Raw genomic sequence first — 16,215 nt, 5'->3', positions numbered from 1 at the left:
TGATCCTTCAGGAAAAGTCAGGCAGCACAGTATCCGCCAGATGTTCGAGGGTCGTATCGATAGGCGCTTGATTGAGCCTTAGGTTCAGCGCGACGTGATTGACCCCAAGCGTTTCAATCTCGCGCAGATAATTGCGAAGGTAGTCGGTGCCAGACTGAAACCCAAGATGGATCGGGCGCGGAGGTGCGGCAGGGTCGGCAACAACATCGACATATAGCGATTGCATAACAGGCTTGTCCGGTTGGCCCGCCGCCGTCACACGTCTTCGATATTCCGCAATGACTTGACCCTGAGCCCCCGCATTGCGCGGATATGTCATCCAACCATCTCCGTTCTGCGCTACCCAATCAGGTGTTTGTTGGCTACCACCGGTAATGAGCATCGGCAGGCGCGTTCCATGCGGCTTTGGCAATAGATCAATACCGCCACGCAGTTTGCCCTGTGCATTTTCATGCTTGGGGTAAGCCGATCCAACCGCACGGATGTAGTTAACACTATCGCGGAAACGTGCCCCCCGGTCATCAAAGCTCTGGTTCATCGCCGGGTACTCCTCGGGCCGGTCACCGGACGCGACACCCAACAACAACCGCCCGCCCGAGAGCACATCTGCCGTTGCCGCCGCCTTGGCCACATGAGCGGGGTGACGCAATGGCAGGATCACGCTCGACGTTCCAAGCGCAATCCGATCCGTCGCCGTTGCCAACGCCCCCAGATAAGCAAATGGATCGAAAACTTGCCCGGGATCACCGAAGCTTGGAACATTGAAGGGTACGTCCCGCAGCCAAAGTGCCGCAAACCCAAGGTCCTCGGCTTTTTGAGCCGCTTCCAAGTGCCCCCGCAGAGTCGGCTCTGCGCCGATGGGATAGGCTTCAAGAGGCAACACAAGGCCAACGCTCAGTCGTCCGGGATGGAACACCTGGTTGTAGGCCAAATTGATCTGCTCAAACTTAGCCGGCTGCGTTTTATCCAACATGCCTGACCCTCCTTCAATAGCGCACCAAAGTGCGGCTTTCGATGCTTTTGCGAATGGTAGTGATGTTTGGATCCTCGACCATATCGAGAGCGCTATGAGCAATCGAAGCCAAGCCTTGATTGTCATAGATGTTGAAGATCGCGACCTCATCCGGCGTCATCTTGGATTGATAGATCCACTCATGTTTGGGGTTTCCCACCAGCCCCATGATTTGCCCTGTTCGGTCGGGGTAAATCAGGTCCAAAAGAATCCAGTCAGATGAATCAACCGACGACGGGCGAACAAAGCCCAGAGGTGCCGAATTGATTGGATAATCCACTGGGCGCCAAACATTGACAAAAGCGTAGTGACCTTGCGCCCATTCCACCGCGGCCTCGGCGCCCAGCAAGTCGATAAGCCGTTGTTCGGCTCCGTCCTTGCTGTAGTCGCTATGAACATTGCGCGCCGGTTTGCGTATTGCTTCGGGATCGTCCACCCGAACAGTGTGATCAAAAACCACGACCTCTCTCGCACCCAGCTTGCCCTGCAGCATGGCCTTGAGCTCCGCATCGTAAATCGGTTTCCAGCTGCCGCCTGCAAAGTCTCGGACCTGCGTTTCAAAGGGCACGATTTCAACGGCATCACGCGCAAATGAAATCGACGACGTCGTTGTGCGAATGTCCGCTAGCACAACGGATGTCGCGACCAGTTCAGGAGAAATCAGGTTGCCAGCGACCCCGCCAGCATCAAGCTCAAAGGCTTGCCGGTAGGATTTGTGAGCATGGTAGTTGACTATGGCTGTCCGTGTCATGTGTGCCTCCTGCCTAAACGTTGCTGTCTCTGTGAAAGGGATTTAACGCCGATCAAATTGCAGATAAACTGCCCATTCATGTATTGATAATTCGGAAAATAAATATAATGGGCTTAGATACAGACGCGCTTCGCTTGTTTATAAGGGCGGCAGAAATGCTGAACATCAGCGCGGCGGGGCGTGACCTGGGCATGGCCCCAGCGGTCTCCAGCGCAAGGCTTGCCAAGTTGGAGCAGAACCTCGGTTTTGAGCTTTTGCACCGCACGACACGCAAAGTGTCATTGTCGGTGGAAGGTGCGGATTTCCTGCCGTTCGCCCGTGAGATCATTGCGCAGGAAGAGGCGGCATTTGCTGCATTGGGTAAGCAAACGACAACGATCAAGGGGACATTACGTTTTGCGGCGCCAAGCAGTTTTGCACAGCTCTACATCGCGCCAATCCTGCCAAGGTTCCTTGAACGGCACCCAGATCTCACGCTCGATCTGCGCCTTTCTGATGTACAGTTCGACCTGATCGAAGGAAGCTATGATTTAGCACTCAGGAACGCGCCACTTGTCGACACCAGCTTGAAGGGCCGCAAACTGGCTGATGATCAGCGTATTCTTTGTGCTGCGCCACACTACCTTGATACGCACGGCGTTCCCGATACACCAGCCGATTTGACAAACCACCGTCTGATCGCATTCCAAAACCTCCAACCACGGTCACTGATAGGACCGGCAGGCGAAAACTCTGTTTTCGATCCTACGTCCGCCAAAGGCCAATTGATTATCGATGACGGTCAAAGCCAGGTCCGCGCCACACTGGCCGGGGCCGGTATTTCCTTGAATGCTAGATGGAGCGTGCATGAACAACTGAAGTCAGGCCGTTTGGTACGGGTTCTTCCAAACTTTGAGGCCAGCGAAGACAATGTCTTGTGGCTGATCTATCCCAAGTCCAACGTCCTATCCCCAAAAGTGCGGGTGTTTATGGACTTTCTAGTCGCAGAAATTGGCGCAAAGCCTCCTTGGGAAACATGAGCTCAAACTAAGTTTAGCGCGCTGTCAGACATCCTGACGCCAATGTCGAAGACAGGCGTTGAGCGGACATGCCTTGTACAATCGCAAAAGTCTGGTTTGTCCGCACAGCAGGCATTCAGATGAAATCCGCGAATGACCGCATCGAGTCCAAAGCGGACCAGCACCAAAACCCGAATGTTCTCGCACGGACGAAAATTTCAAACGCTGGTCAATTTTACCATAGTAGCAGGCTTGCTTTTTGCGCCTCGAAACCTTTTGGCGTCGGAAAAAGCGAGCGCATCCTGGCAACAAGTTCGATCTCACCATCCAGCATCTTTCGGACAGTGGTTAACCAGTTATTGAAGGTTTCAGATTCCCAATGATCTTGGACCGCGGCTTCGTTCCTGAACACTTCGTAGAAATAGAAACGATTTGGGTTTGTTTCATCCACCATAATATGAAACTGGAAAACTTCGGGTTCTTCACTGACAACATTTTGCGCTTGGAAGATGCTGGCGTCCAAAAAGGGCTGCCGATACTCAGGTTTTACGTTGATCACGAAGAACCCACCAAACATTGCATCGTCCATATTTGTCTCCTTCATTGACCTAAAAGCGGCGAAGGTCGCAAAACACACCTGTCCTGCTGGAAGGCGTTAACCTACAGCACTGCGATACCCATGAACCTAAGCGGGTATCCTTTCTTTATCTGCTTCACCCCATCCTAGCGCGCGTGCAAGTTCGTGTGACATTGTGGTAAGTGTATGGCCAATCTTTTCTCGCTTCGAAGGTGTAAACACCCGAAGAGACGCCGTAGCGCCGATTGAAAGCGTCGCACCAACACCTGTCTTAGTCAGTGTTGTTGCGACAGAACTGATCCCGCGCTCGAGCTCTTCAACACACATAGCATACCCTTTGGCTCGAATGACATCGAGTTCCGCGGCCAGTTCCTTAGGGTCTGTAATCGTGCGATCTGTGTACCGCTTAAGCTGTCCATCCAATCGGTCTTGAGACAGCAGCTCAGGCGACACGGCGGCGATTGCCTTGGCGCAAGAGCACGCATGCATTGGTCGTTTGCCCATACCTGGATGAAGAAAAGACACGCCCGTCTGCGGTGTCTCCACATGAATAATCTCAACCCAATGGCCCCGTAGCCGAGACAAAAAAAACGCAGCGCCATAGTCATTCGCGGCGCCAGATAGGACAGGCGCAATCACTTGCAAAAGAGCGGGATCAGAGTGATCGCTCAACGTGATACGCTTTAGCCTGGTCCCAATCGCGAACTCACCTCGGGTTGGTGATTCAAGGAGGCCGGATGAAACAAGGTCTTGAACCAGCCTGTAGGCCGTCGGTTTAGGTATATCGGACTGGGCGCAGATATCCGCTACGGACGCACGTCCTTTTTGACCCACGATTTCCAAAATCAGCGCTAATCGTTCGAGATGCATTTTTCTCACTTTATGATAACTAAGTTTTCGATATACGATACAATTTAGAGAATCAAGGGAGGAGCACTCGATGGATGGACAATGCTGTGGACCGGGCTTCAAGAGTCCGCAAGAAGCCATTAAAGCCCCCCGAGAAAAGCTACTCTACACGATCGCTATCTACACCGGGACAGGGATCCAGAAACCTGATTACCTTGCTACAGTGGATGTCGACCCTGACAGCCCGACCTATTCTCAGGTAATCCATAGGCTGGAAATGCCGGGGATTGGGGACGAGCTTCACCACATGGGGTGGAACGCCTGTTCGTCCTGTCACGACGACGGCTCGATGTCACGCAAATACCTGATCCTGCCGGGCGTACGCTCTAACAACCTTCACATCGTTGATACAGCCACTGACCCGCGTGCGCCGCGGTTGCATAAGATCATCAACGGGGCCGAGATCAAGGCCAAGGCAGATTTGTCGGGTCCGCATACGGTGCATTGTTTGGGCTCGGAAATCATCATTTCCTTCCTTGGAAATGCCAAGGGTGAGGCTCCTGGAGGCTATCTGCATCTCGACAAAGAGTTCAACATCGTCGGTCGCTGGGAAACCTCGATGGGCGATATCAAGTTTGGCTACGATTTCTGGTACCAACCGCGCCACAACGTGATGGTCAGTTCCGAATGGGCTGCGCCCAATACCTTCATGCCGGGCTTCGATCTGGAAGAAGTGGGCCATCTGAAATATGGGCGGGAACTGCATTTTTGGGATTTCGAAAAGCGCGAACCGGTCGAAAGCTTCTATTTGGGTGAAGACGGGCTGTTGCCACTGGAAGTCAAGTTCCACCATGACCCCGACAGCACGCATGGGTTCTGTGGCGCAGCTCTTTCGACCAATGTGATCCATTGGTGGCAAGACGATGCTAAAAAGTGGCGGTGGGAAAAGATCATCGACGTGGAAAACGAGATGCACCCCGAATGGCCGATCCCGTTGCCGGGGGTTATGTCGGCGATCCTGATCTCGATGGACGACAAATACTTGTACCTGAACAATTGGCTGCATGGAGATATGCGCCAGTATGACATCACCGACCCGCATAATCCCAAGCTGACCGGCCAAGTGTTTATGGGGGGCCTTTTGGGTAAAGCTCCGATCGTTAACGATGTCGAGGTCGCGGGTGGACCGCAGATGTTCCAGCTCTCTCTCGACGGACGAAGGCTTTATGTCACGAACTCGCTGTTCTCGACTTGGGATAACCAGTTCTATCCCGAGATCCGCGAAAAGGGCGGGGTTATGGTGATGATCGATTGTGACCCTGAAAACGGTGGTATGAAGATCAACGAGGATTTCATTGTGGACTTTGGCAAAGAACCGAATGGTCCATCGCGCTGTCACGAGAGCCGGTATCCGGGCGGTGATTGCACAAGCGACATCTGGCTATGACTATGTACACCGTGACGATCGCGAACAGAGATGGCGCGCAATACTGTGTGGATGCGCGGCGTCCACTTCTGGAAACGCTGAGAGAACAGGGCGTCGACTTGCCTTTTGGGTGCAAGTATGGCGGCTGCATTACCTGCGCGGCAAAACTACAGACCGGCGCGATCGATCAACGCCGACAGGTTGCGCTGAATAATCGGCAAATCGCGAACGGCTATGTGATCCTTTGCGTGGCACGCCCGACATCCGACATCACGCTTGAGATCGGGGTCGAGAGCCATGACAAGCTGTACCGCAATCCGTTTCTCGACCCTCTCAAACCCCACGAACTCAAGGCTGACATTGCGACGCCGAAGGAAGGTTAACCGATGCCCGAAGCAGATATCGACCGCATCTACGATTACGACCCCAAATACCTCGCCGAAATCCTGCAGTCGGTTAAAACCATTGCAATTGTGGGGGCTAGCGCGGACAAAACGAAATTCAGCTATGGCGTTCTGCGACAGCTGAGTGAAATCGGCTATGATATTCTACCGGTGAATCCTAACCCGAATATTTCGGAAATTAGAGGGCTCAAGGTCTACCACTCGCTGGAAGAGATCGAAAAACATGTTGATATGGTAGACGTTTTTCGCCCGAAGGAAGAGTTTTATGCCTTTGCCGAGAAGGCTATCGCAATCGGGGCAAAAGTTCTTTGGGGTCAAATCGGTGTGTACGACGACCAAGCAGCGCAACTCGCCGAAGCGGCGGGCCTTAAAGTCGTGATGAACCGATGCCCCAAGATTGAACTCTTCCGCCCTTTTTGGAAGCCGCGCCTGGACCTAAAGATATGATGAAAATTCGATTGGTAGCGGCCTCCTCAGCATCCAATGAGGGTGCAAATTGAGATATTGCGCTTACGGAAGATAAGACCAGTAATCCTGTCACTCTACACAACCGCCTAGTCTAAAAACAAAAATGTCCGATTTGTTCGGAGAACCAAAGGCCGCTTTGTCCGCATGGCAGTCGTTAGAGCCATGATCGCTATGCGGTTGCTTTTGCCCAAAGCGATCGATGCTGCTGCAAAAACTACAAAGCACCGACCAAGTGTGTTGTTGCCACTTATTGAAGTGCCACGAGGCTTCTTGCTCTGTTTGGAGAAAGATCCAGCGTCGCCTGATAAGCGACCGCAGCTTCATTGGGTTTTCCAAGCTCCATCAGCATGTCCCCGAGAAGTTCTCGTGCCGGAAGGACGTGGCCGGGTGTAACCGGGCTTTTGCCAATCTTATCCTCGAGATCAGCCGCGGCTGCCTGCTTAGCAACTGCGATCTCAGAGCCCCCACCGGCCAGTTCAATCCAGGCTTCCACCGACATGATCTGTGCTTCGGTCAACTGCGCCCAATAGCCCTGCCCACGCTCCTTCATCACAGCGTGCAAAGACTTGAGCTCGGCAAGCGCGCTCTGCGCTGTATCGACATCACCGCTACGGGCCGCGCCGATACCGATCGCGAACCACCGCATGGCAACAGTTTGTGGAAATTTCTCCCATGGAATGACCGGATGCATCTCAGGCGACAGTGCCGCCGCGACGTCCCATTGTCCCTGCTCAAGAGGCAGCCGAACAGGCGCAGCCGCCAGTGCATAAGCGCTGCCGAAACTGACCTGATGATTTTGAATTGCGAGCATTTCGCCGACCAGCCCTGCAGCTTCGTCTGCATTCCCAAGTTGTAGGTGGCCGTAAACCATGTAGTCGATCGCGTGCGCATAGTGGCTTTGTACCACGTCTTTTGATTGCTCAAGAGCGGCTTCAGCGGACCGGCTATTCAGATCAATTGATTTTTCCCACTCTCCTGTTCGTGTAAAGATATGAGCGGGCATATGCAGCGCATGTGGAGCGCTTGGAGCCGTTTTATCGTATATCTCGGCGTACGGCCTGCCTCGCTCCTTGAGTGGCGGATTGTCATAGGCGTGGATCGCGTAGTGTATGACACCGGGATGTTCTGGTGCCTTTGATGAAGCGCGTCGAGCGTATCTCCCACCTGCGACTTTACTTTGATTCCGTCGGAGCCCCGCGGCGCGGTTGCAAGGCGCGCCAGCGATGCGAAAGCCGCAGCGTCTACGTCGTCCGAATGTTGGTCCGCAGCAGCGATTTGTGTCTCTGCCCAAGAAGTAAGCTGAGCGCGGTAGCCTTCTTGGTTCGGGGCGTAGAAAGCAGCAGCAGCATCCATCATCGCTTGTTCAAGGGCGCTTTCGGTGGACATTGACGCGAGTTTTCGGCTGCAGCAGACCCTCTCTGTTTCGGCTTCACTTGAGTGCTTACCAAAGAGGATGAAAGTTCGACATCGCGATACCCCATTGCGCCATAGCACATGCTGGATCTGCCGCCGCTGCCATATTGAACGCTTCTTCGGCTTGAATATACATCATGTTGTGAATGAGATTCAGACCTTCGTTGAAAGCCTGGTCCGCTTTTGGGTTGCATGTCGTCTGGAAAATAGCCTCCGCTGAGACTGCGGGCACGAAAACAAAAAACGAGCTAATACAGGCGACAAAAGTATTGCGGGCTTTGGTATGCAAATGCTGCATCTATCATCTCCACATTAAATATTGTCCGAAATTGTTTGAGCGTATGGCTCGGCGGCATCATACACAAAATTGCGTGATATGTCCGAACTGTCATCTGAGCGGCGATGCGCTCTGTTCGATCGAATATTTTCTTACGCGGCGTGTCCGTGTTATCCGCTGAGCAGTCGTTCAAGCAAAGCAAACGTGCCGCCGCGCAGTTAAGGGCAGCTTAGTCCCGCCAAGCGGTCAATCGCGACAAATTCGTGAACGTCTGCCCTGAGCCCAAAGCAGAAACGCCATGCGATTACGTAGAAAAACCTGCTCGCACCAAAAATCAGTGGTCAACAATCTTACTCAATTTCCGAGGATCGCGCCCAGAGATTGATTTCCTCTTCCGAGCTGACCTCGTCAATCTTAGCGAGTTCCGCTTCGGTAAATTCCAAATTCCGGACCGCACCTACGCAATCCACGATCTGCTCAGGTCGCGAAGCGCCAATTAGGGCTGTCGTAATCCGGTCACCTCTCAGCACCCAAGCAAGCGCCATCTGAGCTAATGATTGACCGCGTGACGCGGCTATGTCGTTTAGAGCCCTGACACTCTTCAATGAACGTTCGTTGATCATGCCGTCCAATAGAGACTTGCCTTGGGTCGCACGACTGTCTTCGGGAATGCCGTTCAGATACTTCGATGTCAAAATACCCTGGGCAAGTGGCGTGAACGCAATCGATCCCACGTTCAATTCGTTAAGCGTATCCAACAGCCCGTCCCGCTCAACCCAACGGTTGAGTAGGTTATACGACGGCTGATGAATCAGGCACGGCGTGCCAAGGTCTTTCAAGATGGCCAGCGCTTCGCGCGTTCGTTGCGAGTTGTAGCTTGAAATTCCGACGTAAAGTGCGCGCCCAGAGCGCACTATATAGTCCAAGGCTCCCATAGTTTCTTCCAGAGGGGTATCTGGATCATAGCGGTGGGAATAAAAGATATCTGCGTATTCTAACCCCATCCGCTTGAGCGACTGATCACAAGAGGCCACAAGATACTTTCGTGATCCCCACTCCCCATAGGGGCCCGGCCACATATCGTACCCTGCCTTGGTAGATATGATGAGTTCGTCCCGATAGCCTGCGAAATCAGTTTTTAAAATTTCACCGAATGCTTCTTCCGCCGATCCCGGTGGTGGGCCATAGTTATTTGCTAAATCAAAGTGCGTTATACCCAAGTCAAAAGCAGTGCGGCAGAGATCGCGCTTTGTCTGGTGCGGGGTATCCCCACCAAAGTTGTGCCATAGCCCAAGGCTTATCGCGGGTAGCTTTATGCCAGACTGTCCACAACGGCGATAGACCATTTGCTCGTAGCGGTCCGGATTAGGAAGAAATGGGCGCAGCCGAGGCTTTGGGGGGCGTTGTAATTTGCTCATCTTTCCATAATCCGAGATCATCACCCCGTGTCAATTCAACGAGATAGAAATCGGCAATCGGCGAAGCCTGCCGTATAGACGGAACATGCCTCAGGCATTGCCAGCGCAGATTGTCAAACTGCAAACTAGTCCTCGAATAACGCGCGAACCTTCGACATGTCATAGGCATGTTCCGTCAGGTTTTCAGGATCCCATTCGCTTCGCTCAGCTTCAAAAAAATCCCCGCCGTATACGTGGATTGCTCCAGTCAACTTGGGGATAGGGTTTGTAACCGAGTGAATGAGGTCCTTACCAAGCGGAGCATATTCACCCGTCGACAATGCTCGAGCCCCCACCGCTTCAATGCGTCCGTTAGGGTCATCTGCTACGCGCCGCCAAAAAATGTTATCTTCTCGGCCACCATAAATACCAATCACGGCCCACATTTCGTGATTGTGGGGCATTATGGTCATTCCCGGCTTCCAGACGACGTTAACAATTGTCAGATCACTTGACTTGTAAATGGGAAAGATACCGCTTTCGGTCGGTTCTCCCAAGGCTTGCGTCACGCCCGCGGGATCGCGCAACGCCCGGTCCACCACTTCAGCCACCGATTTGTGAGACACGTCCTGATCCACTGCGGTCCGGCAGTCCGCTACAAACTGTTCCATGTTCCACATATCTTCAGCCTCCAATTGCATACTATAAAAGCAACAGGGTAGCACAGGCTGTAAAATAGACGAAATTGGGACCCAGATTGCAGCTGCATGTATCGGGTATCTAAGACTTCCAATGACTGCTTGGCCTGCTTAGCGTTCGTTCGCCAAATCGAGGAGATGTCTACTTTGCGGGACATCCGTCGATTGCATCGAATACATTAGGCTGTCTGTTTGCTTAATCGAAAATGCGTTCGCCCTGCTCGTCAATCACCTGTTTCGCCTTTGCGATGCTGAAGCTTTCGCCCTGATCCCGGGTTTCAAATACATCCGCCCGGATCACTGTATGGGTCTTGCGATCTCCGTCGATGGTCTTTTCGATACGGGCTAAAAGGCGGTATTTGCCACCTTCGGGCATCAGGTCCGGAAAGATTTCGAACCCTCTGTAAGAGACCGGCTCCAGCTCCGACTTTTCACCACCACCGAAGAGTTTAGAGAAGAGGGACATTGGGCGGCTCCTTTCAGCGTTGCTATGACGGGAGACTAGCGCCGCTTAGGACAGTCGTGAAGCATGTCGCGCTATCAGAACATTTGTCTTCGATCCATTGTCGCGCTCTTTACGTTGCCTAATACGTTCAGACCCGCGGTAAAAGTCCATTCCCCCGCACCACGCTCCCTTGCACGGACGGTCCAAGATCGCCATTCTGACACGCCGCCGCCAACGCCCGCTTTGAGCCCAAGACGGTCGTCTCTATATGTTATTATTGTTGAGGCCAAAGAATCCGGAGAAACCGAAATGCTGCTCCGCCAGTTCCGATTAACCGTGCACGAAAGCAAGGCCGAAGAATTTGAGACGATTTTTCGCGATCAGATACTGCCTCTGGTGAAAAGTCAGGACGGCTTGATCTGGGTGGCGGCTGGAAAACCTTGGAGAGGCGACCCGAATGCGTTCTGCATGACCATGCTCTGGCGCGACTTGGCTTCGATAAAAGCTTTCGCAGGCGACAACTGGCTCGAAGCGCGGGTCGAGCCCGAGGAGCGAGATTTGATTGCCTCGGCCAGCATCGAGCATTTTGAGTTGCTAGGAGAAGTAGGGCCCTGAAAGATTTAAGGTCAGCTTTGTCCCGCAACTCGGTCGCTGCCTTGATTTTGTTTAACGTCCGCTGCGTACAAGAGCCGCCGTTGATGTCTGTGCCTGATTACAGGTCCTGACCCTAATGACCAGCTTGCCCATTTGGCCGGTCGACCGAGCCATTGCGCAAGCATGAGAATGCGCCCTGAAGGTGTGGCTATGCGTACAACCCATCCCTCGTGCGCGCGGTTTTTTCGGTCCAGCTGTCTGAATTGCACGTATCAGGAGTATCACAAACCACAGACAGATTGCTTTGTCTCTTGATCCCGTAGCTCCGCTGGCAGCGAACAGACCATTTATGCTCAGTGGACCCGAGATCGCGCGTGTGATTGGATTTGGGAGGAAAATCATGACCAATAGTTTCGACGCGAAAACAACGTGGGCTTCGGTAATGGACGAAACCAAGAACCCACTTAAAAACCAGTCTTTACCCACGGCCCATTTGCTGATGCAGATGTTGGCTTGGATGTGGAGTGCGATTTTCTCGCTTATGGTCGGTAGCTACTTCGTATTCGGCGTGACTGCAGCCGCGCATATGCTGCTAATAGGCGGCCTGTTTGTAACACTGCTGGTATTCAGAAAGTCGGAAGCGACGAATGCCAACTAGTTAACATCTGGTGCTGGCGCGACCGTCAACTGTGCCCGACTGGGCCATCAAGTTCCGGCTCGACCGGCAGCATGTGGTCTGGCGGCTCGATGCCGTGCTTGTTCAGCTACTCAAATACCGCACCCCAGTCGTCCTGCAATGACGGCGCGCTGCGGTATTCCCGCAGGCTTTCCAGTTTGCGCTTGAGGTCGTAGTGGATGGTGCGGGGCCAATTCTTCATGACCAGATTTTCTATTCCCGTTCTCTCTTGGGTCAAGGTAGATTTCAGTTCTCCTGACGTGGCAATCCGAGATCGTCTCTCAGATTCCCTACGGCCAGCAGAGCAACACATCTGTGGGCCTTCCGTCGTATTCCTCACCGTTGGCCATGGTTTTGATAACATTGTCAATACGATCCAGTCTCTCTTCCACATTCCGTGCGTTGAAGGTTCTCTTGGGTTTCCTTTGACAGCTTTGATTTACCCTGAGCGTCCATAGCTAGTTCTGATAGTTTTGCGGCCATACATGTTTCGACCAATTACTTTCGTCTGCCTTTTTGCAACACCTCTTGCTGCTGAACAGGCCGACCCGGAGCAGGCTATCGTTCCACTCTATGTCCGGTGCTGTCCGCATCCGTTGCGGCCATCTGGCAAAGACCCGGCCACGGTATTGGCGCTAATTCTTAATTATCCCTCTGTTGGGACGGCCCGCGCTGCACCTCCAGCAGGTTCCCCTTGTCAGCAGCGCGGGTTCGTTAATCCGATCAGCGCCACGCCACGTATCTCTTTCATCCCCTACTGCCGCCCGCGCTCACCGTCCCATGAAGTAGTAACGCGGGCCTTTTTTTGGTCTGGGTTATGAGTTGGTCCGTATCCTCAATACCCGGCGAGCAAAGCCCTCTTTGCAATTCGGGCGTTCCCGCGCTGCGAGTGTGCAAGCTTCCGACGGCGCGGGAGCTTTGGTTGGTCTTACGACGTCACAGGCTCGTATCCAAGCTACACGGCGCAACAACCCCATTTTCAACCACTGAAGTCTGAACTCTGTAACCGGACGTTGTCGCGGCAATATTGGAACAGCTTGGATAAGGCCCGGCATTTAGCGTTCGGCATAAATAGAAAGCATGGACCAAAGGGCATGTTGCCATATTTGCGAACGTGTTGACCCGTCGCCGCCGCTATTACAGTGTATCGTTATGAAACACCTGCCTGGTTATACCTTTCGTACGGAAGCTCTATCCAAGGTGTACGGGGAAGGGCAAGCCGCCGTTCACGCTCTGCGGGGCGTCGACCTTGAAATCCCGAAAGGTGAGATGATCGTCCTGCTCGGTGCATCCGGCAGCGGGAAGTCCACTTTGCTCAATATACTCGGAGGCCTCGATCGTGCATCGGGCGGGCACGCGTGGTTTGAAGGTACAGAGCTGACGAGCCTTTCGGATCGGGACTTGACGCGATACCGGCGCCATCATGTCGGATTCGTGTTTCAGTTCTACAATCTCATGCCCAGCCTTACAGCCGAAGAGAATGTGGAATTGGTCACCGAAATTGCACAGAACCCGATGCTACCCGCGGATGCACTGGGCCTTGTCGGGCTGGACGCAAGGAAGGATCACTTTCCAGCGCAGCTTTCAGGGGGTGAGCAGCAACGCGTAGCCATCGCGCGTGCCATCGCGAAAACACCCACTGTTTTGTTCTGCGACGAGCCGACCGGAGCGCTCGACAGCCAGACAGGTCGGGCCGTGCTTCGGGTGCTGAAAGACGTCAATGAACGACTGAATACTACTGTTCTCATTGTAACACATGCGGCTGCAACAGCAGATATGGCAGACCGAGTAATAAAGTTTGCAGACGGCATGATCCAAGATGTTCAGGTCAATTCCGAAAAGCTTACACCTGACGAGATCAACTGGTGAGCCCGATTGACAAGAAAGTAGTTCGGACTTTGCGCCGCTTGAAAGGGCAAGCCGTCGCGATAGCCAGTATTATCGCATTGGGTGTAATGACCCTCGTTATGATGACCGGTTTGGTTGGTACGCTTTCCGAGACACGCAACACGTATTACGAACGCTACCGCCTTGCGGATGTCTTTGCTCCAGCCGCGCGCGCGCCGCAAACGGTGCTGCAGCATTTGGCCAATCTGCCCGGCGTTACAGCGGTTGAAGGGCGGGTGATTGGCGGGGCTCTGATTACGTTGGAAGAGGCTGGCAGACCCGTGCGCGCCACGGCACTTTCAATACCGCGGGATGCTCGTCCGCTCCTCAACAACTACATGCTTACAAGCGGTCGCGCGCCTCGTGTCGGGCGCAATGACGAAGTCTTGCTGTTGCAGAGCTTTGCCGACGCCGTTGGTCTGGCACCTGGTGATAGTCTGTCTGCGACGATGAACGGCGCTCGCAGAACCTTTGTTGTTGTCGGATTGGCGCAAAGCCCGGAGTTCATCTACATCGCCGCTCCGGGAGAAATTGTGCCGGACGACACACGCTTTGCCGTCTTGTGGATGTTGGAGGATGCCATGGCAGCAGCCTTCGACATGAAGGGGGCTTTCAACGAGGCGCTGCTCTTGCTCTCAAGATATGCCAATACGCAGGAGGTGATCGCCGGGGCAAACCGCCTACTTGACAAATATGGAGGTTTGGGCGCTTACGGATTGGAAGATCAAGCGTCCAACAGGTTCGTGACAGAAGAAATCGCTGGTCTTCGCGCAACAGTTGGGGTGGTGCCGTCGATCTTTCTGGCTATCGCGGCGTTCCTGCTCAATATCGTGATTGCCCGAATGATCCAATCCGATCGAGAACAAATAGGAATACTAAAAGCCTTCGGGTACACCAGCCTTGAAATAGGCGTTCACTATTTCAAGCTTGTCTTGGTGATCGCAATGTGTGGTGCCGTTTTCGGCGGGGCGCTTGGGATCCTGTCGGGGCGCCTCTTATCGGGTGTTTACCAGACGTACTACAAGTTTCCGTTCCTCGTTTTCCAGATCAGTGCGGGTGCCTATGCTCTTGGAGTGTCAGTCAGTGTCTTGGCGGCATCCGTAGGCGCAACTCTCGTTCTTAGATCGGTATTCAGTCTGACACCCGCGATCGCTATGCGACCTCCCGCGCCTGTGGATTACAGCAAGACTGGGGCCTTCGGTCCGCGCATGAAAAGACTATTGGACCAGCCAACCCGAATGGTGATGCGTCGCATTGTGAGGCAACCCGGCCGTATCCTTGGCGCGATCGTCGGAATTGCCTGCGGAATGGCGCTGTCTGTTGGCATGGTTAGCATTCTGGCCGGCTTCGACAAGACTATTGATATGACGTTTTCCGTTATTGACCGCAGTGATGCCATGGTCAACTTTACACATCCGCTGTCCGATACGGTTCAGTATGAGCTTGCATCGCTTGACGGCGTTCATGCCGTTGAGCCCGTTCGTGTGGTGCCTGTGGAGTTTCGGCATGGATTGCGCCAGTATCGTGGTGCCGTAAACGGGTTGCAAGAAGGCGCGCGTTTAAACCGAGCTTTGAAGTCAGACTTGGAACCGGTAGAACTTCACACGAATGGTATTGTGCTTTCGACTGCTTTGGCGAAAGTCCTGAATGCGGAAATCGGTGATAACATCGAAATTGACGTGCTGGAGGGGCGGCGCCCGAACTTGACTGTACAAGTTACGGGTGTGGCGGAAACTTTGCTTGGATCTCCTGCGTATATGTCCCTCGAAGGGCTTAACCGCATACTCAAAGAACCGGGGCGTGTCTCGGCAGTCTATTTGTCGGCGGAATCCGATCGGCTTGAGGCCTTGCAGCTTTACTTTGCAGAACTGCCGCGGGTGGCCGGGATCTCGGTCAAGCGTGATGCGGAGCAGGCGATGCAAAAGATCATGAACGAAGGCGCAGGGGCCACCCGTTATCTGATGGCGCTCATCGCGGCTGTGATCACCTTTGGGATCATCTATAACACCGCGCGCATTTCATTTGCTGAAAGCATGCGTGATCTGGCAAGCCTGCGCGTCATCGGGTTCACGAAGGGCGAAGCATCTTATGTGCTTTTGGGGGAGTTGGCGGTTGTCGTACTCGTTGCTTTGCCTCTCGGAGCACTCATGGGCTACTTTTTGTCGTTTGCGATATCGGCGGGTTTTAGCACCGACATTTATCAGGTCCCAAGCGTGTTTAATCCCAGCGGGTATGGCACTGCGGTGCTGGTGGTTCTGGCCGCTTCAATAGTTTCTGGGTGGATTGTAAAGCGAGATGTGGACCGGGTTGACCTGGTTGAAGCGTTGAAAATTAAGGAGTAGT

General features: G+C 53.6%; 17 protein-coding genes. 8 read left to right on the top strand and 9 right to left on the bottom strand.

The features are described from left to right. Positions 1 to 7 precede the first annotated feature (7 nt). A complete protein-coding gene (locus ACR3EJ_RS02145; RefSeq protein ID WP_170542217.1) occupies positions 8 to 973 on the bottom strand; it encodes an LLM class oxidoreductase in 966 nt (321 codons plus the stop codon). A 13-nt stretch (positions 974 to 986) separates the two neighbouring features. Further along, positions 987 to 1,763, bottom strand: a complete 777-nt coding sequence (locus ACR3EJ_RS02140) for a CmcJ/NvfI family oxidoreductase (RefSeq protein WP_170542215.1) — start codon at positions 1,761 to 1,763, stop codon at positions 987 to 989. 107 nt (positions 1,764 to 1,870) lie between these two features. Here ACR3EJ_RS02140 and ACR3EJ_RS02135 point away from each other — a divergent pair, with 107 nt between their 5' ends. Then, positions 1,871 to 2,782 (top strand): LysR family transcriptional regulator, encoded by a 912-nt coding sequence (locus ACR3EJ_RS02135; RefSeq protein WP_170542213.1) that lies wholly within the window; start codon positions 1,871 to 1,873, stop codon positions 2,780 to 2,782. A gap of 214 nt (positions 2,783 to 2,996) precedes the next feature. Here the strand turns inward: ACR3EJ_RS02135 and ACR3EJ_RS02130 are convergent, their stop codons facing one another. Both ACR3EJ_RS02130 and ACR3EJ_RS02125 read right to left on the bottom strand, forming a co-directional pair. Continuing rightward, entirely contained in the window at positions 2,997 to 3,350 is a 354-nt protein-coding gene (locus ACR3EJ_RS02130) for an antibiotic biosynthesis monooxygenase (RefSeq protein WP_170547276.1), read from the bottom strand. Positions 3,351 to 3,446: 96 nt separating this feature from the next. Next, positions 3,447 to 4,208, bottom strand: coding sequence for an IclR family transcriptional regulator domain-containing protein (locus tag ACR3EJ_RS02125; RefSeq protein WP_170547279.1), 762 nt, complete (start codon positions 4,206 to 4,208; stop codon positions 3,447 to 3,449). A 70-nt stretch (positions 4,209 to 4,278) separates the two neighbouring features. On the opposite strand from ACR3EJ_RS02125, the gene ACR3EJ_RS02120 reads away from it, so the two are divergent. Genes ACR3EJ_RS02120 through ACR3EJ_RS02110 form a run of 3 tightly spaced genes read left to right on the top strand, consistent with a single transcriptional unit; the run spans position 4,279 to position 6,464 of the window. After that, a complete protein-coding gene (locus ACR3EJ_RS02120; RefSeq protein WP_170547282.1) occupies positions 4,279 to 5,634 on the top strand; it encodes a selenium-binding family protein in 1,356 nt (451 codons plus the stop codon). Beyond that, positions 5,631 to 5,996 (top strand): 2Fe-2S iron-sulfur cluster-binding protein, encoded by a 366-nt coding sequence (locus ACR3EJ_RS02115; protein ID WP_010437915.1) that lies wholly within the window; start codon positions 5,631 to 5,633, stop codon positions 5,994 to 5,996. The genes ACR3EJ_RS02120 and ACR3EJ_RS02115 overlap by 4 nt, the downstream gene beginning before the upstream one ends. 3 nt (positions 5,997 to 5,999) lie before the next feature. Next, positions 6,000 to 6,464: a CoA-binding protein gene (locus ACR3EJ_RS02110; RefSeq protein ID WP_170547286.1), complete on the top strand. Its 465-nt coding sequence runs from the start codon at positions 6,000 to 6,002 to the stop codon at positions 6,462 to 6,464. Positions 6,465 to 6,732: 268 nt separating this feature from the next. On the opposite strand, the gene ACR3EJ_RS02105 is transcribed toward ACR3EJ_RS02110, so the two are convergent. The 5 genes from ACR3EJ_RS02105 to ACR3EJ_RS02085 form a co-directional block, all read right to left on the bottom strand. Continuing rightward, positions 6,733 to 7,488 (bottom strand): hypothetical protein, encoded by a 756-nt coding sequence (locus ACR3EJ_RS02105; RefSeq protein ID WP_480422553.1) that lies wholly within the window; start codon positions 7,486 to 7,488, stop codon positions 6,733 to 6,735. 438 nt (positions 7,489 to 7,926) lie between these two features. After that, on the bottom strand, positions 7,927 to 8,196 hold the full coding sequence (locus ACR3EJ_RS02100) for a hypothetical protein (protein ID WP_480422551.1): 270 nt from the start codon (positions 8,194 to 8,196) through the stop codon (positions 7,927 to 7,929). A 329-nt stretch (positions 8,197 to 8,525) separates the two neighbouring features. Continuing rightward, positions 8,526 to 9,593 (bottom strand): L-glyceraldehyde 3-phosphate reductase, encoded by a 1,068-nt coding sequence (mgrA, locus tag ACR3EJ_RS02095; protein WP_170544931.1) that lies wholly within the window; start codon positions 9,591 to 9,593, stop codon positions 8,526 to 8,528. A 125-nt stretch (positions 9,594 to 9,718) separates the two neighbouring features. Further along, entirely contained in the window at positions 9,719 to 10,243 is a 525-nt protein-coding gene (locus tag ACR3EJ_RS02090) for a cysteine dioxygenase family protein (protein ID WP_480422549.1), read from the bottom strand. Positions 10,244 to 10,466: 223 nt separating this feature from the next. Then, a complete protein-coding gene (locus ACR3EJ_RS02085) occupies positions 10,467 to 10,736 on the bottom strand; it encodes an HlyU family transcriptional regulator (RefSeq protein WP_170544884.1) in 270 nt (89 codons plus the stop codon). Positions 10,737 to 11,024: 288 nt separating this feature from the next. On the opposite strand from ACR3EJ_RS02085, the gene ACR3EJ_RS02080 reads away from it, so the two are divergent. The 4 genes from ACR3EJ_RS02080 (at position 11,025) to ACR3EJ_RS02065 (ending at position 16,214) form a co-directional block, all read left to right on the top strand. After that, the gene (locus ACR3EJ_RS02080; protein WP_170544881.1) at positions 11,025 to 11,330 is read left to right on the top strand and encodes an antibiotic biosynthesis monooxygenase; all 306 of its coding nucleotides are present in this window, start codon (positions 11,025 to 11,027) and stop codon (positions 11,328 to 11,330) included. Between the two features lie 379 nt (positions 11,331 to 11,709). Continuing rightward, on the top strand, positions 11,710 to 11,967 hold the full coding sequence (locus tag ACR3EJ_RS02075; protein WP_170544878.1) for a hypothetical protein: 258 nt from the start codon (positions 11,710 to 11,712) through the stop codon (positions 11,965 to 11,967). A 1,170-nt stretch (positions 11,968 to 13,137) separates the two neighbouring features. Beyond that, positions 13,138 to 13,854 carry an ABC transporter ATP-binding protein gene (locus ACR3EJ_RS02070; RefSeq protein WP_170544875.1) on the top strand — a complete coding sequence of 239 codons (717 nt, stop codon included), beginning with the start codon at positions 13,138 to 13,140 and terminating at the stop codon, positions 13,852 to 13,854. After that, a complete protein-coding gene (locus tag ACR3EJ_RS02065) occupies positions 13,851 to 16,214 on the top strand; it encodes an ABC transporter permease (protein ID WP_480422546.1) in 2,364 nt (787 codons plus the stop codon). Before ACR3EJ_RS02070 ends, ACR3EJ_RS02065 begins: the two co-directional genes overlap by 4 nt. Position 16,215 lies beyond the last annotated feature (1 nt).

The sequence above is a fragment of the Ruegeria sp. AB11 genome (assembly GCF_056536325.1).
This window is presented reverse-complemented; position numbering and strand designations above follow the sequence as displayed.